This is a genomic window from Gordonia sp. NPDC003585 (assembly GCF_040610755.1).
Classification (GTDB): domain Bacteria; phylum Actinomycetota; class Actinomycetes; order Mycobacteriales; family Mycobacteriaceae; genus Gordonia.
Genome location: NZ_JBEXMX010000057.1, coordinates 1 through 24398, shown reverse-complemented (window position 1 = coordinate 24398; position 24398 = coordinate 1). Strand labels below are relative to the sequence as shown.

At 66.4% G+C, this 24398-nt stretch carries 14 protein-coding genes; 4 read left to right on the top strand and 10 right to left on the bottom strand.

Annotation, left to right across the window (positions count from 1 at the left end; all coding sequences use genetic code 11):
• Nucleotides 1-6 precede the first annotated feature (6 nt).
• From ABZW74_RS16135 to ABZW74_RS16120, 4 genes are all read left to right on the top strand, one after another.
• The gene (locus tag ABZW74_RS16135) at nt 7-3306 is read left to right on the top strand and encodes an arabinosyltransferase domain-containing protein (RefSeq protein WP_355277517.1); all 3300 of its coding nucleotides are present in this window, start codon (nt 7-9) and stop codon (nt 3304-3306) included.
• Between the two features lie 116 nt (nt 3307-3422).
• Nucleotides 3423-3980, top strand: a complete 558-nt coding sequence (locus tag ABZW74_RS16130; protein ID WP_355277506.1) for a DNA starvation/stationary phase protection protein — start codon at nt 3423-3425, stop codon at nt 3978-3980.
• Nucleotides 3977-4207, top strand: a complete 231-nt coding sequence (locus tag ABZW74_RS16125) for a hypothetical protein (protein WP_355277503.1) — start codon at nt 3977-3979, stop codon at nt 4205-4207. Before ABZW74_RS16130 ends, ABZW74_RS16125 begins: the two co-directional genes overlap by 4 nt.
• Nucleotides 4208-4266: 59 nt before the next feature.
• Nucleotides 4267-5475 (top strand): DICT sensory domain-containing protein, encoded by a 1209-nt coding sequence (locus tag ABZW74_RS16120; RefSeq protein WP_355277500.1) that lies wholly within the window; start codon nt 4267-4269, stop codon nt 5473-5475.
• Between the two features lie 374 nt (nt 5476-5849).
• Here ABZW74_RS16120 and ABZW74_RS16115 read toward each other — a convergent pair whose 3' ends face one another.
• The 10 genes from ABZW74_RS16115 to ABZW74_RS16070 form a co-directional block, all read right to left on the bottom strand.
• Entirely contained in the window at nt 5850-7400 is a 1551-nt protein-coding gene (locus tag ABZW74_RS16115; RefSeq protein ID WP_240857958.1) for an acyl-CoA carboxylase subunit beta, read from the bottom strand.
• A 2-nt stretch (nt 7401-7402) separates the two neighbouring features.
• Nucleotides 7403-12730 (bottom strand): polyketide synthase Pks13, encoded by a 5328-nt coding sequence (gene pks13 / locus ABZW74_RS16110; protein WP_355277497.1) that lies wholly within the window; start codon nt 12728-12730, stop codon nt 7403-7405.
• 190 nt (nt 12731-12920) lie between these two features.
• Nucleotides 12921-14828 (bottom strand): long-chain-fatty-acid--AMP ligase FadD32, encoded by a 1908-nt coding sequence (gene fadD32 / locus ABZW74_RS16105; RefSeq protein ID WP_355277493.1) that lies wholly within the window; start codon nt 14826-14828, stop codon nt 12921-12923.
• A 284-nt stretch (nt 14829-15112) separates the two neighbouring features.
• Nucleotides 15113-16114: an LLM class F420-dependent oxidoreductase gene (locus tag ABZW74_RS16100; RefSeq protein ID WP_240857871.1), complete on the bottom strand. Its 1002-nt coding sequence runs from the start codon at nt 16112-16114 to the stop codon at nt 15113-15115.
• Nucleotides 16115-16345: 231 nt separating this feature from the next.
• Nucleotides 16346-17353 carry a cutinase family protein gene (locus ABZW74_RS16095; protein WP_240857870.1) on the bottom strand — a complete coding sequence of 336 codons (1008 nt, stop codon included), beginning with the start codon at nt 17351-17353 and terminating at the stop codon, nt 16346-16348.
• 4 nt (nt 17354-17357) lie between these two features.
• Complete coding sequence (locus tag ABZW74_RS16090) at nt 17358-17894, bottom strand: DUF732 domain-containing protein (RefSeq protein ID WP_240857869.1); 537 nt, start codon at nt 17892-17894, stop codon at nt 17358-17360.
• 168 nt (nt 17895-18062) lie between these two features.
• Nucleotides 18063-19493 carry an alpha/beta hydrolase-fold protein gene (locus ABZW74_RS16085; protein ID WP_240857868.1) on the bottom strand — a complete coding sequence of 477 codons (1431 nt, stop codon included), beginning with the start codon at nt 19491-19493 and terminating at the stop codon, nt 18063-18065.
• 245 nt (nt 19494-19738) lie between these two features.
• Complete coding sequence (locus ABZW74_RS16080) at nt 19739-20734, bottom strand: alpha/beta hydrolase family protein (protein ID WP_240857867.1); 996 nt, start codon at nt 20732-20734, stop codon at nt 19739-19741.
• A 436-nt stretch (nt 20735-21170) separates the two neighbouring features.
• Nucleotides 21171-23399: a flagellar motor control protein ZomB gene (gene zomB / locus ABZW74_RS16075; protein ID WP_355277488.1), complete on the bottom strand. Its 2229-nt coding sequence runs from the start codon at nt 23397-23399 to the stop codon at nt 21171-21173.
• Complete coding sequence (locus ABZW74_RS16070; protein ID WP_355277485.1) at nt 23386-24309, bottom strand: decaprenyl-phosphate phosphoribosyltransferase; 924 nt, start codon at nt 24307-24309, stop codon at nt 23386-23388. Before ABZW74_RS16070 ends, zomB begins: the two co-directional genes overlap by 14 nt.
• Nucleotides 24310-24398: the final 89 nt, after the last annotated feature.

The window sequence follows — 24398 nt, the reverse complement described above, 5'->3', positions numbered from 1 at the left end:
ACGACCATGGGGTCCACCGAAGACGCGAAGCCGCGCAACTACCGCAACATCAAGATCGCCGCAGTCCTCACCGGTCTGCTGGGATTCCTGATGGCGATCGTGACCCCGCTGCTTCCGGTGAATCAGACCACCGCGGAACTCAACTGGCCGCAGGGTGACACCGTCTCGGATGTCGCGGCTCCGCTGGTGTCCTATGTGCCGATCGACATGGACGTGACGGTTCCGTGTTCGTTGGCCACCCGGTTGCCGGCGGCCGGCGGTGTGCTGCTGTCGACCATCCCCGAACAGGGCCAGGATTCCGCTGCCCGGGGTCTATTCGTCCGGGCCACCGCCGATACCCTCACGGTCACCGACCGCGACGTCGTCATCCTCAACACCCCGCGGGCAGCTGCGCAGTCGAACCCGCAATGCCGCATCGTCTTCCACGCCGACGGCAGCGGCGTCACCGCACGATTCGACAATGTCGCCGCCACCCCGGCCAACGGCCAGGTGACCTTCTCGATCCCCGACCAGGAGATGCGACCGCAGATCGTCGGCATCTACAGCGATCTGCCGGCCGACGCCGCGCGCGATGGACTGTCGCTGCACGCCACCATCGACACCCGATACGTGAGCACGCCAACGGCACTCAAGCTGACGGTGATCATCCTCGGCATCCTCATGACCATCGGATCGCTGGTGGCTCTCGGCATGCTCGACCAACGGGATGGTCGGGGACACCGGCGATTCCTGCCGTCGGGTTGGTGGACCATCCGCGGTCCGGACGTCGCAGTGTTCCTGATTCTCGCCTTCTGGTGGTTCATGGGGGCCAACACGTCCGACGACGGATACAACTTCATCGTCGGGCGGATCACCGGCGAAGCAGGCTACGCCGACAACTATTTCCGGTACTTCGGCGTCCCACAGGACCCGTTCGGCTGGCATTTCCAGGTGATCTCGGCGATGAGTCACGTCAGCCTGTCGGCACCCTGGATGCGGCTCCCCGCGTTCCTGCTGGGGCTGTTGGGCTGGTGGCTGATCAGCCGTGAGGTCATTCCCCGGCTGGGCCGGGCCGTACGCAACAGCACACCCGCGGTGTGGTCGGCGGCATTCGTTTTCCTCGCAATCTGGTTGCCGTACAACAACGGTCTGCGTCCCGAACCCGCCGAGGCCGTCGGCGCGCTGCTGACGTGGTGCTGCGTCGAACGTGCCATCGCCACGCGGCGACTGCTCCCCTACGCGGTGGCGGTGGTCGCGGCCGCGTTCACCCTCGCACTGGCACCCGGCGGCCTGATGGCGGTGGCCGCACTGCTGGCGGGCATCCGTCCGATCATCAAGACCCTGGTGAGCCGACGGCGTCGTGATGGGTTGCTGCCCATGCTCGCACCGATCCTGGCCGCCGGAACGGCCGTGCTCTTCCAGATCTTCGCCGACCAACCGTTGATGCCCTTGGTCGCGGGTAACCAGGTGGCCACCGACGTCGGTCCGACGCTGGAATGGTGGCAAGAGCCGGTGCGCTACTACTACCTCATCCTGCCGACCGCCGACGGCACCCTCGCACGACGCTTCGGCGTGCTGACGATGATCCTGTGCCTGGTGGTCGTGCTGCTGCGACTGCTGCGTCGCGAACATCCGAACGGCGTTGCGCGCGCCCCGATCTGGCGGCTCGTCGCGGTCACGCTGGGCACCATGTTCTTCATCTCGTTCACCCCGACCAAGTGGACTCACCACTTCGGCGTGTACGCGGGCATCGCGGCCGGCCTGGCCGCGGCGGCCGGTGCGATGATGGCGCCGGCGATCCTGCGCTCGCGACGCAACCGCACCTTCTTCGCCGCGGCGGTACTCGCGGTCACCGGCATGTCCTTCGCCGGGACCAACGGGTGGTGGTTCGTCGGCAGTTTCGGCGTGCCGTGGTGGGATCGTCCGCCGTCGATCGGTCCGATCAAGCTGGGCTGGACCTTCCTGGTGTTCGCGGTGATCACGGCCCTGGTTGGCCTGTGGTTCCACTTCCGCGACGACTACGTCGACGAACAGACCAAGACCGGCCACTCCCAACACTGGTACTCGAAGCTCAAGTTCTCACCGCTGCCGGTGATCGCCGGCTTCGTGGTGCTGTTCATGGTCGCCTCGTTCATCAAGGGCGCCTACGAGCAGCGCGACTCCTGGTCGTGGGCAAAGTCGAATGCCCGTGCACTGACCGGAAATTCGTGCGGACTCGCCAACGACGTGCTCGTCGAGGCCGACCCCACCGCCGGGGTGCTCGCACCCGCGGCGGTCGACGGTCGGCAACCGCCTACCGTCTCCGCAGCGCTATCCGGTCCGCGCGCAACCGGTTTCACACCCGACGGCGTGCCCGACCGGTTGTCCGTCGACGCCACCGAGGGTCAGGATTCGACCACCTCGGCGCAGAACACCGCGCAGACCGGCGCAGGCGCCGATGAAGCCTCCGACGAGGAGAACGCGTCCGCGCAGGGCGGCACCGAGGGCGGCAAGGGTGGTGTCCGCGGCGTCAACGGCTCCACCGTCCGACTGCCTTTCGGGCTCGACCCGGCAAAGACCCCGGTGCTCGGCTCGTACGGATCTCCTTCGGGCACAGCGTCGTTGACCACCGACTGGTATCAACTGCCGCCCCGCGATGCCGACGCCCCGCTCCTCACCGTCGCGGTGGCCGGATCGGTCGAGGCCGTCGACGGTATCGGCGTCGTCCATCCGGGCCAGAAGGTGGTGGTCCAATACGGTCGCGTCGACGCGTCGGGCAAGGTGATCCCCGTGGGCATCCGGACCCCGATCGACGTTGCCGAGGCCCCGATCTGGCGCAACCTCCGATACCCGTTGTCGGACGCGCCGGGTGGAGCGACAGTTGTACGTGTCGTCGTCGAGGACACGTCAGCCGCACCCGCCGAGTGGGTGGCCATCACTCCACCCCGGGTGAGCCGACTCGGCACCCTCAACGAGGTTGTCGGGACCACCGATCCGGTCTTCATCGACTGGCTGCCCGGATTCGTGTTCCCGTGCCAGCAGCCGATGAAGGTCGCCAACGGTGTCCTCGAGGTGCCCAAGTGGCGCATCATGCCCGACGCCGAGGCCACCCGGAAGAACAGCCAGACCTGGATGTCCGGAAAGGCCGGTGGCCCACTGGGTATCACCGAGGCGATGCTGTATCCGACGCTGCTGCCCACGTACCTGCGCAACAACTGGGGCCGCGATTGGGGTGGGCTGCAACGCTTCACCGAGATCGCACCGGCACCACCGGCGCAGTTGGAGATCGGCACCGCCCGACGGTCGGGCATGTACGACCCGGCACCGATGCGGTCGAGCGGGTACTGACCCCCGACCACTCGCTGACGGCGGGGCCGTTACCCCGCCGTTATCAGCGTCTCGGTTGAGTTGCCGTCGTGCTGCGGGCATGGGGTCCAGGAGCGTCGGCGGCTTAGCGTCGAACCATGACGTCATTCACCGCACCCGGACTGTCCGCCGACGCCGCCACCGAGGTGACGAGCATCCTGCAGGAACGCCTCAGCGCGCTCAACGACCTCCATCTCACACTCAAGCACATCCACTGGAATGTGGTGGGCGCCAACTTCATCGGCGTGCACGAGATGATCGATCCGCAGGTCGAACTGGTGCGCGGCTACGCCGACACCGTCGCCGAGCGCATCGCCACCCTCGGTGCCTCGCCCAACGGCACGGCCAAGGCCATCGAGGACGACCGCACCTGGAGCGACTACTCGATCGGACGCGACACCGCGCAAGCTCATCTCGGGGCGCTGGATCTCGTCTACGACGGCTTCGTCGGCTCTCATCGCGATGCCATCGCCAAGACCGGCGACCTGGACCCGATCACCGAGGACATCCTCATCGGGCAGACCGCCGAACTCGAGAAGTTCCAATGGTTCGTGCGCGCACACCTGGAGAGCTACACCGGGGAACTCGCCAACGCCGGCGCCACCTCCGAATCCGCCGCTGCCGACGCCGCACGCACGGCCGGCGCAGACTCATGACAAGCCACATCGCAGGTGATGCCGGGGTGTCCGCTCCCCCGGCATCGCCGACTCCCGAGATCGATGAAGAACGCAGTATCGTGGGGCTTCTCCTGGCCATCGCCTTCACCGTATGGGCGCTGCTCGTGGCCGTGGGCCTGCTGGGCTCGATCTGGCTCGCCGTCACAGTGGTCGGAGTTTTTGTTAGCCTGGCTATGGGCGCTTTTGTCGCCCTGTCCAGGATGTGAAGCCGAGGCGCGTCCGTCGCATCGATCGGAGCGCACTCCCGCTCTGACGGGAGGTTCTCGTGACCGACACCCGAGGCTTCACCCTGTTCGACGATCTGGAGCTCCACATGCAGTTCGCGCCGATCTGCCGGCTGTCCGACGGCGCCCTGGCCGCGGTCGAGTTGCAGGTTCGGGGGCCGTCCGGAACCCGGCTGGGGACTCCCGAAGCGCTGCGTCGGGCCGCGCGCGTCGTCGAGGAGCACGCCGTGCTCGACCAGCGCAAACACCAGATGTCGCAGTCTGCTCGCGCGCAGTCTGTCGCCAAACTGCTGCCCATGCTGGTTTCTCTCGATCTCGACCTCATCGGCGACCTCGACCACACGACCGCGGCGACGCTGGAGCGCCACGTCATGGTGGTCATGCCGGACGCGGTGACCCGAAGCCCGCAGCGGACGCTCGCGCGAGTCGCCCGGGCTCGAGCCGCAGGCAAGATCATCTGCGTCGACGGGCTGACCCGCAACGATCACGCTGCCACCCTGCTGTCACTGGTGGAGCCCGACATCATCGTCACCGGACGCGACGTGTTGCGAACGCCTGCCACCGCAGACGCCGCATATCTGGCGCATTCGTTGGCGGCGCATCGTGAACGCAGTCATGCCGTCATCATCGCCGAGGGTGTCGACGACGAAGCCCGCCGCGTCACCGCACTCACGATGGGCGCCGAGTTCGGTATCGGAGCCCTCTTCCCAGCGGTGGAGGACCCCACCGTCCTTGCATCCGGAACCGTTGTGCCGCTTCCGGAGATGCCGGTCTGGTCGACGCCCGACTCCGACCACTCCACGCCCTACGCCATCGCATCGGCCGCCAACACACCGCGACGCGGCGACAAACGACTCCTCATCGAGATGAGCAAGGCGCTCGAACATCAAGCGGCGGTGGGCGGAGCGTCAATTGTGTTGGGCACCTTCCAATATGCCGAACACTTCACCGCCCGCACCGCGACCCGATGGCGCGACATGTCCGAACGCACCGGGCTGGCCGGCGTGTACGGCGTCGGGCTGCCCGACGTACGGGACGGCAACGTGCATCGCGCGCCGCTGCGGCCCGACGACGAGCTGATCGAAGAGTGGAACGTCGCCGTCCTCGGACCACATTTCGCCGCACTGCTCTCGGCCCGCGATTGCCACACCGGCGGCCCGGATCTGCAGCGCGGCTTCGACTTCGTCCAGAGCTACGACCGGCTCACCGTCACGCAGGCGGTGCATTCTATCCTTCGTCGTTTCGCCTGAATCGAGTCAGCGACGCACCCGCCGACGTCGTCGGCGATCGTGGCGGCGGGAAGGTTGGGGTCAGGGGCCGGTGGCCAGGATCGGGCCCCTGACGGTGGTCGTCCGGGTATGTCCCGGAAGCGAACGCTGACGGGCCCGATCTCAGTCACCGGTCATCGGTCGTCGGGCGTCGCGTTCCCCCGAACGCGACGCCAGGCACCTGCGCCCACAAAATCTAGGGGACGAAACTTCCTCCCCTACCGTTGGAGTCCTCCCCCAGAAATTTCTGGGGGACGACTCCGAACCTCGCGGAGGAGACTTCTTCCCCTAGATTTTGCGGGCAGGCACTTTGCATGTTTCCGCAGGTCAGGAGGCCTGAGACAGTACTCTTCGGATCAGATGGGCATCAGGAAGTGCTTGCGCGGGGTGCGCAGCATTTCTTTGTCGCGCAACTGCGCCAACGCCTTTCGGAGTTGCAGACGTGTCTCGGCGGGTTCGATGACGGCGTCGATGTAGCCGCGCTCGGCTGCCAGGTACGGCGTGGCCATGTGCTCGTTGTAGAAGTCGATGAAGTCGCGTCGGACCTTGTCGGCATCCCGAGCAGAGAGACCCTCGGTCTGACGCCGGGTGAGCACAGCGGCCGCCGACTCCGCACCCATCACCGCGATCTTCGCTGTGGGCCAGGCGAAGTTGATGTCGGCGCCGAGCTGCTTGCAGCCCATCACCGCATACGCCCCGCCATACGCCTTGCGCAGCACGACGGTGACCTTGGGGACATCGGCCTCCACGTAGGCGAACAGGAACTTGCCGGAGCGACGGATGGTGCCCTTCTGCTCCTCCGCGAGACCCGGCAGGATGCCGGGTGTGTCCACGAGGAAGACCAGTGGGATGCTAAAGGCGTTGCAGATACGCACGAATCGCGTGGCCTTCTCGGAGCTGTCCGTGTCGAGTACACCCGACATGACGCTCGGCTGATTGGCCACGACGCCCACGCTGTGCCCGTCGACGCGGGCGTACCCGGTGATCAGGTTGGGCGCGAACAACTCTCCCACCTCGTGGAAGGCGCCGTCGTCGAAGAGTTTGATGATGATGTCGTGCATGTCGTAGCCCGCGTTGTCGTTGTCGGGCATGAAGCTGTTCAGCGCGAGATCGGTCTCGGTGATCTCCGGCTCAAGTCCGGGGTTGATCACCGGCGGCCGCTCGTAGCAACTCGACGGCATGTACTGCAGGTACTCGCGCACCCACTCGAAGGCCGACTTCTCGTCGGGGGCGACGTGATGGATGTTGCCCCACCGCGCCTGATTGTGGGCGCTGCCCAGGTCTTCGGCCGAGATGTCCTCGCCGTTGACCTGTTTCAGGACGTCGGGTCCGGTGACGAACATGTAGCTCTTGTCCTCTACCGCCACCAGGATGTCGGTGTTGGCGGGCGTGTACACCGCACCGCCCGCGCACTTTCCGAGGATCACCGAGACCTGCGGCGCGAGACCAGACAGCAGATCGTTGCGTCGGCCCATCTCCGCGTACCACGCCAGCGAGGTCACCGCGTCCTGGATGCGGGCACCGGCCGAGTCGTTGATCCCGACCATCGGGCAGCCGATCTTGCCCGCCCACTCCATCAACGCGGATACCTTGCGGCCGAACATCTCTCCGACCGTGCCACCGAAGACGGTCTGATCGTGGGAGAAGGCCGCGACCGGACGGCCGTGAACCAGCCCGTGCCCGGTCACCACACCGTCGCCGTAACCCGAATGCGCGGCACCCGGCATCTTGGCCAACGCGCCGATCTCGACGAAGGTCCCCGGATCGAAGAGCATGTTCAGTCGCTCACGCGGCGAACAGATCCCCTTTGCGGCCCGCTTCGCGAGCGCCTTCTCACCACCCGGTTCCCGCGCCGCCTCCAGCTTTTGCCGGAGGTCTGCGAGCTTGGCTGCGGTGCTGTCGGTCACGGTCACTTCACTTCCTTCTCGACCTCGCCGAGGCGTCGAGTCAGATCGGCCCCGATCTGACCGATGAACGGCTCGTCCACGATAGACAGGTGATCACCGCCGATGTGGATGATCTCCAGATCGTCGACCACCTCGCCCCAACGTCCGTCCTCGTCGATCTCGGCCCACTGCGGCTCGAGTTCGACAGCCCCGTCGTGCATCTTGTCGGCCCGGTAGAGCACCACCTTGCCGCCGTAAGGGGTCGGCTCGATGTTGGTGAGCGCACGGTTGTCGAGGAAGGAAGTGCGCTGATGCTCGATGATGCCGCCGGGGATCTTGGTGCCCGACATCGACATCATCTCCATGATGATCGCGAACTGCCCCTCGTCGTCGGCCTCGACGAGCCGGTCCATCGGGATCGGGATGTCGGCGTCGAGATCGTAGTTGCGGATCGCGAAATCCTTCCAGCGTTCGAGCCGCTCACGCTTGGTGTCCGGCGTCTCGATCACCGGCTTCGACGGTCGCACGACGTCGATGAGACCGACGAACGACACGTCCTCACCCTCATCGGTCAGCACCTGGGCGCATCCGTAGGCCAGAGCACCACCCAGCGACCAGCCGATGAGGACGTAAGGTCCGTGCGGTTGCACTTCACGCAGACGCGGCATGTACTGGCGCACACGCTCCTCGATGGTGCCCTCGACCCGGTCGAAGCCGATCACCGGCACACTGTCCGGAAGCCGCTTGAGCAAAGCCTCGTAGGCCGACGTGTTGCCGCCCGCGGGATGGAACAGCAACGCGGGCACGGGGTCTCCGGCCGACGGGTCGTAGGACTTCTTGCCGTCGATCAGGCGCAGGTACCTGACGAAGCCGTCGGTGTCGGCGGCTGCGTCGAGGTACTGGCGGACGTAATCCGACATCTCCTCGATGGTCTCCGAGTCGAGGATGTCCTCGAGGTCGATGTCGCCGCCGGTCCGCTCGTTCAGACGGTCCGTGAGTTCTTGTGCGACTTCCTCTTCGAGCACCGGCAACTTGTTGAAGATGCCGCCCGCCGAACGCTTGGTCACCACCGCGTAGACGCCGAACGTGAGACGCTCCGCGGCGTCGCGGGGCGGGACGTCGGATCCGGCAGCCGCGGCAACAGCGGCCTGGTCGCTGAGGTCGGCGGGCGCGGACTGATCGGGCGCGGCTGGGTGGTCTCGAGACGGCTCGGGCTCGCTACGCTCGCTCGTGCCTCCTCGACCAGCGGGGGTGGAGTCCGTCGCGGAAGGGGCGGCGGCGTCACCAACGGAGGGGGTGGCGGCATCACCAGCGGAGGGGGAGGTGGAGTCCGTCGCGGCGGGGGCGGCGGTGTCCTTGGCGTTCTGCTCGTCGATATAGGCGTTGAGGGCCGCGGTGTCGAGTTCGCCTCCGCCGGCGGCGTTGGAGGCCAGGTCGTCGAGCTGGTCGCGGTGGGTGACCGCGAACTCGACGAACTTGGTGACGTCGGCGAGATTCGCCTGCCGCATCGCCTGCAGCTGCAGTTGCGGGATGTCGAACTCGTACTCGACGCGGTTCTTGATCCGCACCGCCATCAGCGAGTCGAGACCGAGTTCGATGAGCGGGATCTCCCGAGGGAGGTCCATCGGGTCGTAGCCCATCGATTCGCCGACGATGATCGCCAGCCGATCCTGGACCGACTCACCGGAATCGGGGCTCCACTTGTTCCCGATGTCGTCGATGATCTCTTCCTCGACCGTGACGGTGTTGTCGATGTAGCCGACCTTGGTGGGGTCGATGCGGTCGGCCGCCGGCACCTCGGGGAGCGGAGGGGAAGCAGCCACCGCACCGTCGGCGAGATCGCCGGTCACCGCAGCTTCAAAGAGCAGGCGGAAGTTCTTGTCCTGCTTGACATGTACTGTCACCGACGCACCGCCCGGATGCGGGCTCAGCGTGGTGGTGAGGGTGCCAGTCGCCGGAATCTCACCGTGGGGGACGGCCACACCCACCGTGGCGCCGGACAGCACCTCGGCGGCCGCGGCGCGGACCAGTTCGCGCACATCGGTGACAGCGGAGGCGTTGACCTCCCAGGCGTGACGGCCGTCGGGCAGTGCGACGTGGGAGCCCGGAACACGACCCGTGCCGCCACCACTGTTGACCGATGCCTGCAGCCAGTAGTCCTTGCGTTCGAATCGCGTTCGCGGGATGTCGGCAAAATCGCCTGTGCCGAAGAGTGATCCGACGTTGACCGGATGGCCGTGCACGTACAGCTTCATCAGCGCGTTGACGAGGCCGTAGCTCTCGTCCTCCTTGCGACGCAACGTCTCGATCAGCTCCGCGTCGTGCAGTCCGGACGAGAAGGTCACTGCGGCAACGGAGATGAGCACCGCAGGATTGGGCGACAGCTCCAGGAAGGTTCGATGACCGTTGTCCACCGACTTGGCGACCGCCTGCGAGAACCAGACGCTGTGCCGCATGCCCTTGAGGAAGTAGTCGATGGTGTGCACCGGCTCGTGCCCCGGTCGGTAGAAGACCTCCCGATCGACCGAACTGTAGAAGCCGACCGTCGGGCGCAGCGGTTCGATTCCGGTGAGTTCGTAGGCCAACTCACCCAGGATCGGATCGACCTGCGAGGTGTGGCTGGCACCCTTGGTCTGCAGCTTGCGGCCCAGCTTGCCCTCCGCCTCGGCCCGCGCCACGATCGCGTCGACCTGAGGCTCCGGACCGCCGATGACCGTGTGGGTCGGCGCGGCGTACACACAGATCTCCAGGTCGGGGTAGTCGACCAGGACGCCCTCGATGTCGTCGGCGCTGTACTCGACCAGCGCCATCAGACGGATGTCGTCGCCGGTGAGCGTTGCCTCGCCCTCGGCCATGAGCCGCGACCGCTGACAGATGACGCGGGTGGCGTCCTGCAGCGACAGTCCGCCGCTGATGTAGGCGGCCGACGCCTCGCCCATCGAATGCGGTACCAACACACCGGGTTCCGCCCCGAAGTGGCGCAGCGTGTCGGCCAGCGCGACCTGGATGGTGTAGATGCCGACCTGTGAGGTCTCGATGCCGTAGGTCTGCTCGTCGTCGAGGAACATCTCGGCGATCGAGTAGCCGAGTTCGTTCTGGATGTACTCGTCGACACGGTCGACGTACTTCTTGAACACCGGGTTCTCGGTGTAGAGCTGTTTGGCCATCTTGCGGTGCTGCGAGCCGAACCCGGACAGCAACCACACCGCCGACGCGGCGTCGGGCGAATCGAAGGCGTAGACAGACGGATTGGCCTTGCCCTCGGCGACTGCCCGCACGCCCTTGACGGCGTCCTCGTGGGTACGTGCCATGACCACGGCACGCGACCGGCCGTGGTTGCGGTGCGCGAGCGCACGCCCGATGTCGGCGAGCGGAGTCGACTGCCCCGCCTCCGATTCGAGCCATTCCAACAGGTCCGCAGCGGCCTTGCGGCGGCGCGACGGCAGGAATGCCGAGATCACCAGCGGCACAACCGAACCCTCGACGGCACAGGGCGCGAAGCCCTCGGCGGGATCCTTCTCGACGATCTCGGCCGGGGCGTCGTCCTTCTTGGCCTGCGCGGCCAGGATGGCACGCTCGGCTTCGGTGAGGAACTCTTCCTCGTCGTCGTCGAGGTCGATGTCGGCGAGCGAAGAGGACTCGGCGAGCACCTCGGGGAGCGGGGAGCCGGCATCGGCAAGATCGCCCGGAAGCACCTCGCGCACAACGAGATGCGCGTTGGTGCCGCCGAAGCCGAAGCCGGAGACACCGGCGATGGCGTGCCCGGAGTAGCGCGGCCATTCGGTGGCCTCGGGGACCACCTTGAGGCCATTCGGGCCGAACTGGATGTACGGGTTGGGTCCGGAGTAGTTCAGCGACGCGGGAATCGTGTTGTGCTGCAAGGCGAGTACAACCTTGGCGAGCGCACCCGCACCGGCGGCGGACTCCATGTGGCCGAAGTTGGTCTTGGCCGAGCCGAGCAGCGCCGGCGCGCCGACCACGCGTCCCCGACCGACCACGCGACCGAGCGCGTCGGCCTCGATGGGGTCGCCGAGAATGGTGCCGGTGCCGTGCGCCTCCACGTAGTCGACCGACTGCGGGGAGATCGCCGCGTCGGTGTAGGCGCTGCGGAGCACCTCCACCTGCGCCTCGGGATTCGGCGCGAAGATGCCGTTGGAGCGTCCGTCGGAGTTGACCGCCGACCCCGCGATCACGGCGAGGACCGCATCGCCGTCGTTCCGGGCGTCGGACAGGCGCTTGAGCACGAACATGCCGCCGCCCTCGGAACGCACCATGCCGTCGGCGTCTGCGGAGAATGCCTTGATGTGGCCGTCCTTGGCAACGGCTCCGATGGTGTCGAAGCCGACGGTTGCGGCCGGCGTGAGGATCATGTTGACGCCACCCGCGAGCGCGACGTCGGACTCACCCGAACGCAGGCTGCGCACCGCCTGGTGGACCGCCACCAACGACGACGAACATGCGGTGTCGATGGCGACCGACGGGCCGTGGAAGTCGAAGAAGTAGGAGACACGGTTGGCGATGATCGAGGTGGCGGTGCCGGTGAGCGCGTAGGCGGCGGTCTCGTCGGCGCCCTCGCCGAGGCCGAGCGCCGCCATCAGCTGGTAGTCGTTGGTGGATGTGCCGACGAAGACGCCGACCTGCCCGCCCTTGAGGTCGCTGGCCGGGATGTGGGCGTCCTCGAGGGCCTCCCACGTCAGTTCCATGGCGAGGCGCTGCTGCGGGTCGACCATCTCGACCTCGCGCGGGCTCATCTGGAAGAAGTCGGCGTCGAAGCCCTTGACGTCGTCGAGGTAGCCGCCCCGAAGGTTGCGCTGCTCGAGCACCTCGAGCATGCGGGGATCGGATTTGAACTCGACCCAGCGGTCGTCGGGGAGCTCGGAGATGCCGTCGCGGCCCTCGATCAGCGCTTCCCAGGTGGATTCCGGCGTGGAACCGGCCTTGGGGAACCGGGTCGAGAGGCCGACGATGGCAATGTCGTCTGCCGGGTCGCGATCACGCTGCCAGTAGGTGTCGGCGGCATCGTCGAGCAGTTCGTCGGGGTCGCCCTCGATGATGCGCTTGGCGAGCATCGCGATCGTCGGGTGGTTGTAGGCGGCGGTCGCGGTCAGGATCACGCCGGTCTTGTCCTCGACGTCGGCGGCCAGTGCCACTGCGTCGCGCGACGAGAGCCCGAACTCTTCCATCGGCCGGTCGTCGGAGATCTGGTCGGCCGGCAGGCCCGTCGCCTCCGACACCCAGTTGCGCAGCCAGTCCCGCAGCTCGGCGACGGTCAGATCGCCGGCGGTCTCACCGTCGGTGTGCCCCGTCGTGTCGGCGGGGGCTTCGGGCTGGTCGGTATTCAGTTCAGACATCGCTTCCAGACTAACGATCGGGGCCCTTCGAGGCTCGCAAGCTCGCACCTCAGGGACCGGTGGTCACGCTTCGCTTACCCGTCCGCCAGCCCTTCGAGGCTCGTCGCTTGCGCTCCTCGCACCTCAGGGACCGGCAATGGCTCGGGGGCCGGCACCAACTCTCGGGCCGGCAATGGCTTGGCTCGTGGGATCAGGACTCGGGCGCATCCGGGAAGGCGGTCTGCTTGTAGCCGCCGCGGAGGCTGCCGTCGATGTAGGCGGCCTTGGTGGCCCGACGCGCGATCTTTCCGCTCGAGGTGCGGGGGATCGAGCCGGCGGGAACCATCAGGATGTCGCGTGCCATCACGCCGTGGCGGGCAGCGATGGCGGCGCGGACCGAGTCGGCGATCTCCTGTGGATCGGACTTCTTGCCCGGCCCACGTTCGGCCACGATGACCAACTGTTCGGAGGCGTCGTCGGCGTCGAAGGCCAGTCCGCTGGTCGCCTGTTCGAAGACCACTGCGGGCAGCTGGTTGGCGGGCACCGCGAACGCGGCGACGAATCCCGGTCGGAGCGCGGTGCTGGCTTCCTGCGCGCTGAACTCGAGGTCCTGCGGGTAGTGATTGCGACCGTCGACGATGACGAGGTCCTTCACGCGGCCGGTGATGTAGAGCTCACCGTCGAGCCACACCCCGTAGTCGCCGGTGCGCATCCATTGCGCATCGGCGGGCGCGCCCTCGGAATGGCTGCCCTCGGCGAGCGGATGGGTGAGGGTGTTGTGGAAGGTCTCGTCGGTTTCCTCGGGCTTGTTCCAGTAGCCGGCACCGATGTTGAGGCCGTGCAGCCAGATCTCACCGACGTGCCCGTCGGCCTGCTCGGTGGCGGTGTCGGAGTCGACGATGGTCGCCCACTGGCTGACCGCCACCTGCCCGCAAGACACCTGCGCGACGGCGTTCGGCGCGTCGGCGTCGACGATCTTGAAGCGGCCCGCATTGAGTTCGTCGCGATCGACGTAGATGATCTTCGCCTCGTTGTTGCGCTGCGTCGCCGAGACGAACAGAGTGGCCTCGGCCATGCCGTAGCACGGCTTGATCGCGGTCTTGGGCAGACCGTAGGGCTCGAAGGCCTCGTTGAACTTCTTCATCGAACTCACCGTGACCGGCTCGGACCCGTTGATCAGTCCGATGACGTTGGACAGGTCGAGTTGCTCGCCGGGCTTCGGAAGGCCGCGGACCGCGGCATGTTCGAAGGCGAAGTTCGGCGCCGCGGCGTAGGTCTCTGCGCCGTCGGACGCTGCGGCGAGTTCCTTGATCCATCGTCCCGGCCGGCGGACGAACGCCTGCGGGCTCATGATCGTGATGTACTTGCCGCCCAGCGCGGGCAGGATCACCGTGAGCAGACCCATGTCGTGGAACATCGGCAGCCAGGTGACGCCGCGGGCGTTGCGGTCGATCTCGATGCAGTCGTAGATCTGCAGGACGTTCGCGGCGACCGCCTCGTAGGTGATCTCCACGCCGGCGGGGACGCGCGTCGAGCCGGAGGTGTACTGGAGGTAGGCGACGGTGTCGCGGTTGTGGTCCTTGCCGGCGACCGGCGCGACCCAGCTCGAACCGACGGAGTCGGGCACGGCGTCGACCGCGATCACACGCGGGCGCTCCTTGGCGGGCAGCGGCGCGAAGAAGTCGCGGACCGCTTCGGCGGACTTGGTGGAGGTCAGGATGGCCGACGGCTTGCAGTCGGCGAGGACCGCGTGCAGGCGATCGGTGTGGCCGGGCTCGTCGGGCGAGAACAGCGGTACTGCGATGTTGCTCGCGTACAGCGCCGAGAAGAAGCCGATCACGTATTCGAGCGACTGCGGAGCGAGAATGGCGACGCGGTCGCCCGGCTTGGTGACCTGCTGGAGGCGGGCCGCCACCGCACGCAGGCGCTTACCGAACTGGGCCCAGGTCAGGTCCTGTGCCTCGCCGTCGCGTTCGCGGCTGTAGTCGATGAAGCGGTAGGCCAGCGTGTCGGCCTCGTCGCGCACATTGCGCTCGACGTAGTCGACCAGCGTCGCATCCTCGGTGAAGTGCAGGTTGCCGTTCTCGTCGAGGAACTGTTCGAATTCAGTGTTCAGCATTCATACTCCTGTGGCCCCCTCGTGGACTCCCCCACCGATGCGCGCAATGCCTGTGTGTGGCGTTCCCCACGACACCACCGCAGCCCTGCGCGTCCACGTCCCAATGGCTACCGCCGGGTCACGGTAGCGCTCGTCCAATACCCGTTCTGTGGTCCTTGTGATCGTCAAGCATTTCTTCGTTGTGGTGCAGTTCTCTGGCCGGCACCCACCACGAGTGTCATCGCTCTCACCTCGCAGTTCGCTCGCAAGACCGTCGGCCATCCTACTCTTTATCCGATTACGTCTTACTCTCCCTTGACGAGAGAGATGACGGGCGCAAACGCATCCATTTGGGTCGGGAACACCCCGACATACGACATCGACGTCCGACGCCGCACCTCGCGGATCTGATCGGCGATCTCCTCGAAGCTGCCGATCGCGATGTACGGCGACGACAACACGTCGTCGACGGTGAACTCGGTGTCGCGCTCGATGTTCGGCGGATAGCCCTGGTCGAGCGCCTTGAGGGCCATTTCCGCGGTCGCATGACGGTCGTCGGTGATGACGATGACGGCGATGGTCCAGTTGAGTTCGATGTCGGGAAAGCGGTCTCCCGCTGCCTGGCGGATCCGGTCGACCCGCTCGGCGGTCTTCTCGATCGTCATGTCGGAGAGCTTCATCTTGCCGTCGGGCGTGGTGCCCGGGGCGACAGAGATGATGTCGGCGTGCTTGGCCGCCAGCGCGAGCATCTTCGGTCCGCCACCACCGACGGCGATGGGGGGTCGGGGTCCCTGGCGTGGTCGCGGGGTGCCTTCGAGTCCGTTGATCTGGTAGAACTCGCCGTCGAAGTCGACCGTCTCACCGCGCATCAGGCCATCGAGGATGGTCAGCGCCTCGTCGAGGCGACGGATGCGCACGCCCGGCGACTCGAACTCGATGCCCGCCTTGTCGAACTCGTCTTTCATCCAGCCTGCGCCGATGCCGAGCTCGAGACGACCCTTGCTCAACACGTCGATGGTGTTGGCCTCCTTGGCCAGCAGAGCGGGGTGGCGAAAGCCGTTGGCGAGGACCGAGGTGGCCAGCCGGATGGTGCTGGTGGCCTGCGTCAGCGCGCCCAGCGCGGCCAGCGGCCCGACCTGGTTACCGAGGTGATCGGGAATGGCGAAGGTGTCGTAGCCGTACTCTTCGGCGGTCTGCGCGAGTTTGACGAACTTGCGCGCACCGCCTTCGTCCTTGTTGCCTTCGCCGCCGGCCCCGAAGCGGAACTTCCGCAGACCCGGCTCCGATGTGGCGTCCGGTTGCGTCATCGCTCTCACTCCTCGTCGGTTCGGTGGTGTCGGCTGTTCGGCCGACCCGGCAACACGTTAGTGCAGCGTAGGTGGCCTACCCAAACGCGCCCATCGATTGGCAGGAACCGCACAGTCTTCGATCGGGTCCCACCAGTCCCCGGGGTACGGATGAACGTCGTCGCCGATACGCGAGACGTTAGCCCTCGCGCGTGTGACGTCGGTCGGATTTTCGAGTCCCAGCGATCGAAGTCACTCGTGGGGCTGCTGGGGCGCGTCGGCGATGAGGTCGTGCGCCCACCGATAGATCCACTGCGTCGCGCTCGACCCGTCGTGATCCCAGTACCGCGTCGTCGCGTACATGGCGTGCACCGGATTGTTCTGCGCGTTGGCGAGTTGTCCCAGTGCGGTCAGCGGATTGGTGATCGTCGGGGCGTCGCAGATCAGATCGCCGGGGGCACAGATCGACTGAACTCGGTCGCGCAGCGTGCCGAAGCCGCCATTGCGGGCACCGGTCATCGTGATGCCCGGAACGAGGCCGCCGAATCCGCCCAGCGCGATCTCGGCACCTTCGCCGTCCGGGCTGGGCGAGATGTCGTTCTGCTCACCCGGTTCGCGTCGACCGTCGGCGATGAGTCCGACGCCGATCACCAGGTCTTGGTCACCTTCCTTGAGCACGCCACGCCCGTTGCCGATGTTGCTGGCGAGATCGCCGGCGATCACCGCGCCCTGGGAGAACCCGGTGATGACGTATCGGGTGAGCGGGCAGCGCTTGTTGGTGGCGATGATCTTGCCCGCGGCCCGCTTGTATCCCTGGGTGCGCGACACGTTGTAGTCGGCCTGACGGTCGGCGAGGTTGGTCGGGTTCCGGAACTGCGCGAGGTAGGCCACGGTGTACACCTCCGAATGCGAGGTGTCGAAGTCACTCTGCAAGGCCTTGGACACCCGAAGCATCAGCGATCGGGGGTTCGAACTCGGGTTGGTGGTGTCGTCGTCGGGCGACGACTCCCACGTGCCGGGGATGACCACCGTCAGCACGTCGGGGCAGTCCGCGGGCTGAGCCTGCGGGCGCTCCGACGGCGTGGTCGGGGTCCTCGGCGGTGTCGGACCGCGCTGGGGACCGGGTGCGAGCAGCTGGATCACCAGGATCACCACCAGGATGATCGCGAGGATCGCGAGCGCACCGAGTGCGATCGCCAATTTCCCTATCCGCCGACGGGTGCGTCTGCCGCCCGTCGACGATCCTCGTCGTGCGTTCACCCGGTCAGCAGTAGTTGTCCGCGGCGGCCGCAATCACCTTGTCGGCCTTGGCATTTGCTTCTTCGACGGTCTTGGTGCCCGGCCCCACCGACGCGGTCACGAAGGCCTTCACGGTCGTCGGGTCGGTGCCCTTGGCCCGTGCGCCGCACACGTACTCGGCCATCGTGAGTGCCACCGAGTTGTCCGAATCACCCATGAAGGTCACGTTCTGCGCCTTCAGTGCCGCGAGATACCGGCGGGCCTTCTCGCTGAGGGGCGCACCACTGGGACCCGGATAGTTCGACGGCACCGTCGTGCTCGGATTCGGTCCGGTCGCCGGCAGCTGACCGCCCGGCGTACTCGAGTTCGGGAGCGTCGCCGAAGCCGAGGGATTCGCCGCGGTGGTGCTGGAATCGGCGCCCGACAGCAACGACGTGGTCGTGACCGGGTTGCCGGTTATCGGGGCCGACGCGGTCGAGTCGTCGCCACATGCCGTGATCGACCCGAGTGTCAGGACGAGTCCGACGGCCATCACCGCCGTGGAAACAAATGGTCTCGTCATCTCCACTTCCTCGATCGTGTCCTTCCCGGTCGGGTCCCGCCCGGGGCGGACGCCGCATTGCGTCCACCTCGGGTCAGGCTACCGTCCACGCGGCCGGTCATCCGCCACGCGACCCGCTCCACCTGCGGAAACCCGCTGTTTCCTCAGCGAAGTTTCAGCCCGCACACATCACTTCGTCACCTTGGTGCCACCCTTGGCGGTCCAGAAGATCCGCCCGTGCTCAAAGGTGTTGAAGCGTCCCTTGCCGTCGCGCGTCGCCATCTCGTCGCTCGTCGGCTTGCCGAGACGCCCGCCTGGGCCGCCGGTGGACGCGTAGGCGCCGCCGATGGCTCCGGTGACGATCTTGGGTCCCTTGGGGCCGCTGAACACGCGTCCGCCGAAGAAGTCCTGCGCCCGACCGCCCGGCACCCCGTACTCCGGCGTGAGGCATCCACCGAGCTGTGCTCGGTTGCGGTCGTAGACCTTCTTGAACGCGCCGCCGACCCGACACGCGACCCGGTCGCCGGCCAGACCCAGCGCACTCGCGGCCTGCGGCCACGCCTGAATCATCTCGAACTCCCAATAGGGCCAGGTGTGGGTACCCGACGGCCGGTACACGGCCTGCCCGGGAATCCCCTTGCGGTTCAACTCGATCGCGAACTGCTGCGACGTGACCCGGCTCAGCACCTCGAGGCCGACGCCGGAATAGTTGGTCGCCAGCATCGGGATGTCCGACGGTTTGTCGTGTGCGCCGATGAGTCCGTTGCCGGATGAGATGTAGAGACTCGTGCCTTGGAGCTTCTCGGCGAGCAGATAGGGGTCGTGCTCCTTCCAGGCCGGATCGCTGGGCGGACCGAACATCTTCATCGAGTCGTAGCCGCCGCCGTCGCGCAGCGCGAACTGGATTGCCTGCGGCATGCCGTACGAGGTCATCTGCAGGATGCCGGAGAACGACGCCGCGAACTTGTAGAACCCGGGGTTGCGGGCGGCGAGCATCATCGCCGCCGAACCGCCCATCGAGAGCCCCTCGATTCCGCGTACATCGGTCGAGCGCCACTGCCCCTCCAGGATCGGCGGCAACTCGCGGATCAGGAAGGTCTCCCACTTGTAGTTCTTGCCTCGATCGGGTTCTTTCCAGTCGGTGTAGAAGCTCGACTCACCGCCGATGGGCAGGATGACGTTGACGTTCTTGTCCTTGTAGAAGTCGACGACCTTGGTGTTGATCACCCACCCGCTCTGGTCGTCCTGCGCACGCAGGCCGTCGAGCATAGTCAACTGCGGGAACGAGGCGCGCGGCTTCGCATACCAATCACGGGCGAGCAGGATCTGCACCTGGATGTTGGTGTTCATCGACGGTGAATAGACCCACAGCGCGACGCGACGGTCCGTGTACCAGTAGGTGTTGACGACCTTGCCCGGCTTCGCCTCCGGTGGTGGTGGAGGTGCCTCCTGGGAGGTCGTGGGAGGCGGTGCCGGTTCCGCTCCGGCGGGGACCCCGCCCGCGAGGACCAACGCGATCGTGGCGGCACACACCGCCACGATCGTTGCCACGGTCCCACGTCCGCGTGGCCGGTTCCCCCGTGTGCCGACCACCCGCTCAGCTCTTACCGTTCGCCGCATTGTCTTCTGAACTCCTTCGCCCCTGTCCGTTGGCGTTCTGATACGGATACGGAGCCCGACTGGTTCCCCGCCAGTCACACAAGCATCACTAACAACAAACGCCTCAGGTGTTTCTTACACGACGAGGGGTGTCGATGTACGCGCGCCACGCTGTGACACGAGTGAACAATGTGATTTCAGAGGTTTCTAGCAACACAAACGCCCCGCCCGGGGTAGTCCCGGGCGGGGCGTTCGATGAGCTCAGATCAGCGGAAGAAACCGCGGTTCTTGGCGTTCCAGACCATGTCCTGCCAGTAACCCCACGCGTGCGTTCCGTTGGCGTAGTAGGTCATCAGCGGGATGCCCTGGACAAATGCAGCCGCCTCGAAGGCCTTGGCCTGCGTGAACGCGAGCAGTTCCAGCGTCGAACCCTTGAACAGGTCGTCGAAGACGTTGGGCAGTGCGTTGTAGCGGCCGAACAGGCCGTTGCCGGAGCCGACGAAGAGCTTCATGCCGCGCATGCGGTTGAGATTCCAGAACGGGTCGTTGTCGAACCAGCGGAAGCTCCACGGCGGGCCCCACATGCAGTCGATGTTCCACGGCTTGGGGTCGACGTCGAGCATCGCGAGACGCAACGCGGTCCGCATACCGGGAGCCGTCAGGAAGTTGTAGCCCGACAACGAACCTGCGCGGTCGAAGGCGGCGCGGTTCTGGGCGGCGAGCACCAGTGCGGCGTTGCCGCCAGACGAGATGCCCATGATGGCGTACTTGCGGCTGGCGCCGACGCGGAAGCCCTTGCGATCCAGCGCGGGCACCAGGGTGCGGTTGATGACGCAGTTCCAGCGGTAGCGGTATCGCTGACCGTTGAAGTTGCTCGGCGCATCCCAGTCGGAGTAGAAGCTGGCGGGCCCGCCGATCGGCTCGACGACGTTCACGCCGGAGCGGACCATCTCCTGGACGTTGGTGTTGATCTCCCAGCCGCTGTAGTCGTACTGGGCACGCATACCGTCGAGCATGATGACGGTCTTGTAATTGCCCTTACGCTTCCAGGCACGCACTTTGACCGAGGGCATCCCACAGCCGTTGACGTAGAACTCCTGCTTGCCGAACTGGGTGCCGCCGATCCGGGCGTCGGCCTGGCCGGCCCCCACCACGACTCCGGCGAGGCCGAAAACGGTCATCAGGGCAACAGTGGCGGCGATGAAGCGATTGCCCAACCGGTGCCGGCTGGGCTTTCGCGGCTGGTTCACAGCTTCGCGCATGGACTCAAATCTCCCTCGTCAACCGGTCTGACCTGGGGTTCTACCCCAGCTTGCCAGCCGGATCGGTTTAGCGACCACAGTCGCCCGTCCCCCCGAAAGCATCTGGCGAAACGAGAATTCTCAGCTCTTTCTTGAGCTTTGTTCACCGTTTCGGCAGCCTATTGCAATCCCAGAGGACAGACAAACCGTGTGATCGCAGTCACACAGCGGCCGTCGAAGCAGGCCTGGTCATTCGACCAGACCACTCGACGACGAACTGAGTATCGCCGCGGTCCGCGGGAACGTTACCGATTCGAGACATGCTTCGGCAACACGTGACTGTGACGCCCCCCGGTGGGAAAGCTGTACTCCTCAACCTGGCGATGTGCATTGTGCAATTGATTCGCCTCCCAGGTACAGACTTCCCACAGGGCGAGCAGGGTGCGGCGGAGTCGACTCACTTCGGTGGCAACGGCGTCAGCGGCGGCGGGATCGGCAATCCGCATCGCTGCAACTCGTACTCGGGATTGCGTTCGATCCGGTAGTCGGTGAACCGGAACGACTCCCGCAGATTGTGCTTGAACCGTGCCCACGTCCACGGACCCGTGAAGGAGGCCTCGCGGTCCTTGGTCTCCGGGCAGGTGAGAGCCACTTCCGCCTGCCGGACGGTGTCCTCGTCGAGGTAGCCGGGCAGCACCGGGCGTCGGGGATAGGCACCCGAATCGGCGACGACCCACTCGCTCGGCAGGATCTTGTCGTGACCGATGCGACCGTCCTCGAGACGTTCGGTATGGGCGGCCAACGGATAGGCAAGACCCATCTGGTCGATGACCCGCACGTCGAGCGGTGCATTCATGCTGGTCATGCCGAGATTGAGGAAGTAGACGGTGACCTTGCGCTCCGCGCCCTTGGGCATCACGCCCGGCATCCGGGCGACGTACCACTCGTCGTAACTCGACGACGGCAGGATGACACCACCCTCCTCGCGATACTTGTCGATCATCTCGACCATCGCCCGCATGCGGGGATAGTTCAGGTAGTCCTCGGCGGTCACCGGGTTCTCGTTGCCCATGTTGGTGACGTAGAACCGGCGCTCGTCGACGATGCCGCTGCGCCCGATGTCGATGCCGGCATTCGGCAGGGAGTTCTCGTGACAGGTGATCGCCCAGACGAGCGTCGTCACCCACAATGCCGCCATCAGAGTCGCCCCGACCAGTTGAGCCCGGATACGACGACGGTCAGGCGCACGGTCAACGGTTTCCGACGCACCGTCAACGCTTTCCGACGCACCGTCAACGCCCTTCGAGGCTCGCTCCGCTCGCACCTCAGGGAGCGGAACCTCCTCGTCAGCGGGGGTGGGGGTGCGCCGGAACGCCGCGCGAACATGTGCGGGCACGGTCACCGGAACCACCATCACCGGCAGCAGCAGCGTGAACAGAGACACCAGCAGCACGCGCCCGTGCATGAAGTCGCCACCTTGGCGGATCCAGTAGATGCCGCCGATGAGGCCGGCGATCACCACGGTGATCACCACAGCCTTGGGGGTCTGCAGTCCGCGCGACCAACCGCCGAGCCGGGTCCTCAGCGACACAGGTCCGGCGCCGGGTTCGGTGTCGGGTCGCTCGCGCATCCGCGCTCCGACCGTCAGGAGCACTCCGGCGATCACGGCCAGGATCACCGGCAGGACCAGCACATACGGCCCGAACAGGTTGCCGAGGTAGACGAAGCCCTGATGCCACTTGGCGCCGCTGGCGTCCTTGGCGACCGCCGGGTTGGGCACCAGCAACGCGTAGTAGCCCATCCGGAAGATCTGGTAGCTCACCGGCACGATCGCAGCCGCCACCACGACGCCGACCCGCATCTTCGCGCCCAGCGGCGCGAGGAAGACCAGAACCAGGACCAGGCCGCCGAGTACGGCCAATTCGGGACGGACCAACGGCGCGAGCCCGGCCGTGAATGCCAACAAGAGCGTGAACGCTGCCGCCGAGCGGGTGCCCGTCGGACCTCGCCGGGCCCAGGCCACCGCCTGGCACCAGAGCACCGCCACCCAGAAGATGCAGAGGCCGTTCTCGAGGCCGCTCGTCGCGAAGTCGCGGGCGGGCGGAACGGCGATGTAGACGATCGAGCCGAGCGGAAGCAGCAGCGTCCAGCCGTCGCCGGTCAGGCCACCGAGTCGCGAACCCAGAAGGCGCGCAGTGCCGTACATGGCGATCGGGATGGCCGACACCGACAGCACCAGAGCAACCCACAGCGCGACATATTCGAGTTGCCCGTCGGTGACCCACGCCCAGAACCACAGTAGGTAGGTCCAGGCGGTCGACGTGTTGGCCTCGACGCGCTCACCCGCGTTGAACACCGGGCCGTTGCCCGCGAACAGATTGCGCAGGGTGCGTAGGACGATCAAACCGTCGTCGGCGATCCACCGCCGCTGCCAGGCGCCGATGGCGAAGAACGTGCTGACCGCGATCGCGCCGACGGCAAAACTGATGACCGGAACCCACTGGCGTGAACCCCACGCACGAATCCCGCGTCGGCTGCCGTCCGTCGAGACCTCGTCGACGGCGGAATCGGCAGCGTCGTCGGTGTGCTCGTCGGTTACCCGGTCGATCCGGGTGGTCGGCTGGTCGTCGAGAACGAGATCGTCGGACTCTTCATCCTGGAGATCTCGCTGATCAGGAGACTGCATAGACCGCGACACCCACGCATACTATCCACGCGACCGCCAGCAGTTGCAGAACCCGGTCTCCGAGCGCGACCTCTTCGGGCTCGCCGGCCTCACCGCCGTCGATGTCGACCGCGTACCGCAGGATGGCGATGGTGAACGGCACCATCGACACCGCGTACCAGACGTTGGTGTCGTGGGAACCCTTGTCGAAGGCCCACAGTCCGTAGAAGACGACCACCGCTGTCGCCGACAGCGTCCAGATGAACCGCAGATACGTCGTGGTGTAGTACTCCAGCGATTTCCGGATCTTGGCGCCGGTCCGTTCGGCCAGCTGCAGTTCGGCGTATCGCTTGCCGGCGGCCATGAACAGCGACCCGAACGCCATGACCAGCAGGAACCACTGTGACAACTCGATGCCGGCGGCCACGCCACCGGCGATCGCGCGCAGCAGGAAGCCCGACGACACGATGCAGATGTCGATGACGGCCTGGTGTTTGAGCCCGAAGCAGTAGCCGAGCTGGATGACCAGGTAGACAGCGATGGTGGTGGCTGTCTGCCAGTTGGCCACAAAGGCGATACCGATCGAGGCGGCGGCCAGCACGATGGCCAGCGCGAAAGCCAGATTGCGCGGCACCACACCCGCGGCTATCGGGCGAAACCGTTTTGTCGGGTGGTTGCGGTCGGCCTCGACGTCGAGTGCGTCATTGATCAAGTAGATCGACGACGCGACCATGCAGAACGAGACAAACGCGATGCCGACGCGGCCCATCGCGCCGCTGTTGGTCAGGGCGTCGGTACCGGCGGCCAGAGGCGCGGCCAGGACCAGGACGTTCTTGACCCACTGCCGCGGTCGGACGGCCTTGATCAGCCCGGTCGCCAGATTCTTCGGCGGCCCGAGAACCTTGCCGTGCTCGATCGGCTCCTCGCTCATGCGTTCTCCCTGCTCCTCAACACCCGTGCTGCGGCCGGCACCGCCACCCGCGCCGTCTTTCCGGGCGCCACGGCGAGCGCCGACGCCCG

What these genes read in the sequence shown, in the direction of transcription:
- ABZW74_RS16135 (WP_355277517.1), top strand. Translation starts at nt 7, where the DNA reads ATGGGGTCCACCGAAGACGCGAAGCCGCGCAACTACCGCAACATCAAG.
- ABZW74_RS16130 (WP_355277506.1), top strand. Translation starts at nt 3,423, where the DNA reads ATGACGTCATTCACCGCACCCGGACTGTCCGCCGACGCCGCCACCGAG.
- ABZW74_RS16125 (WP_355277503.1), top strand. Translation starts at nt 3,977, where the DNA reads ATGACAAGCCACATCGCAGGTGATGCCGGGGTGTCCGCTCCCCCGGCA.
- pks13 (WP_355277497.1), bottom strand. Translation starts at nt 12,730, where the DNA reads ATGTCTGAACTGAATACCGACCAGCCCGAAGCCCCCGCCGACACGACG.
- fadD32 (WP_355277493.1), bottom strand. Translation starts at nt 14,828, where the DNA reads ATGCTGAACACTGAATTCGAACAGTTCCTCGACGAGAACGGCAACCTG.
- ABZW74_RS16100 (WP_240857871.1), bottom strand. Translation starts at nt 16,114, where the DNA reads ATGACGCAACCGGACGCCACATCGGAGCCGGGTCTGCGGAAGTTCCGC.
- ABZW74_RS16090 (WP_240857869.1), bottom strand. Translation starts at nt 17,894, where the DNA reads ATGACGAGACCATTTGTTTCCACGGCGGTGATGGCCGTCGGACTCGTC.
- ABZW74_RS16085 (WP_240857868.1), bottom strand. Translation starts at nt 19,493, where the DNA reads ATGCGGCGAACGGTAAGAGCTGAGCGGGTGGTCGGCACACGGGGGAAC.
- ABZW74_RS16080 (WP_240857867.1), bottom strand. Translation starts at nt 20,734, where the DNA reads ATGCGCGAAGCTGTGAACCAGCCGCGAAAGCCCAGCCGGCACCGGTTG.
- zomB (WP_355277488.1), bottom strand. Translation starts at nt 23,399, where the DNA reads ATGCAGTCTCCTGATCAGCGAGATCTCCAGGATGAAGAGTCCGACGAT.
- ABZW74_RS16070 (WP_355277485.1), bottom strand. Translation starts at nt 24,309, where the DNA reads ATGAGCGAGGAGCCGATCGAGCACGGCAAGGTTCTCGGGCCGCCGAAG.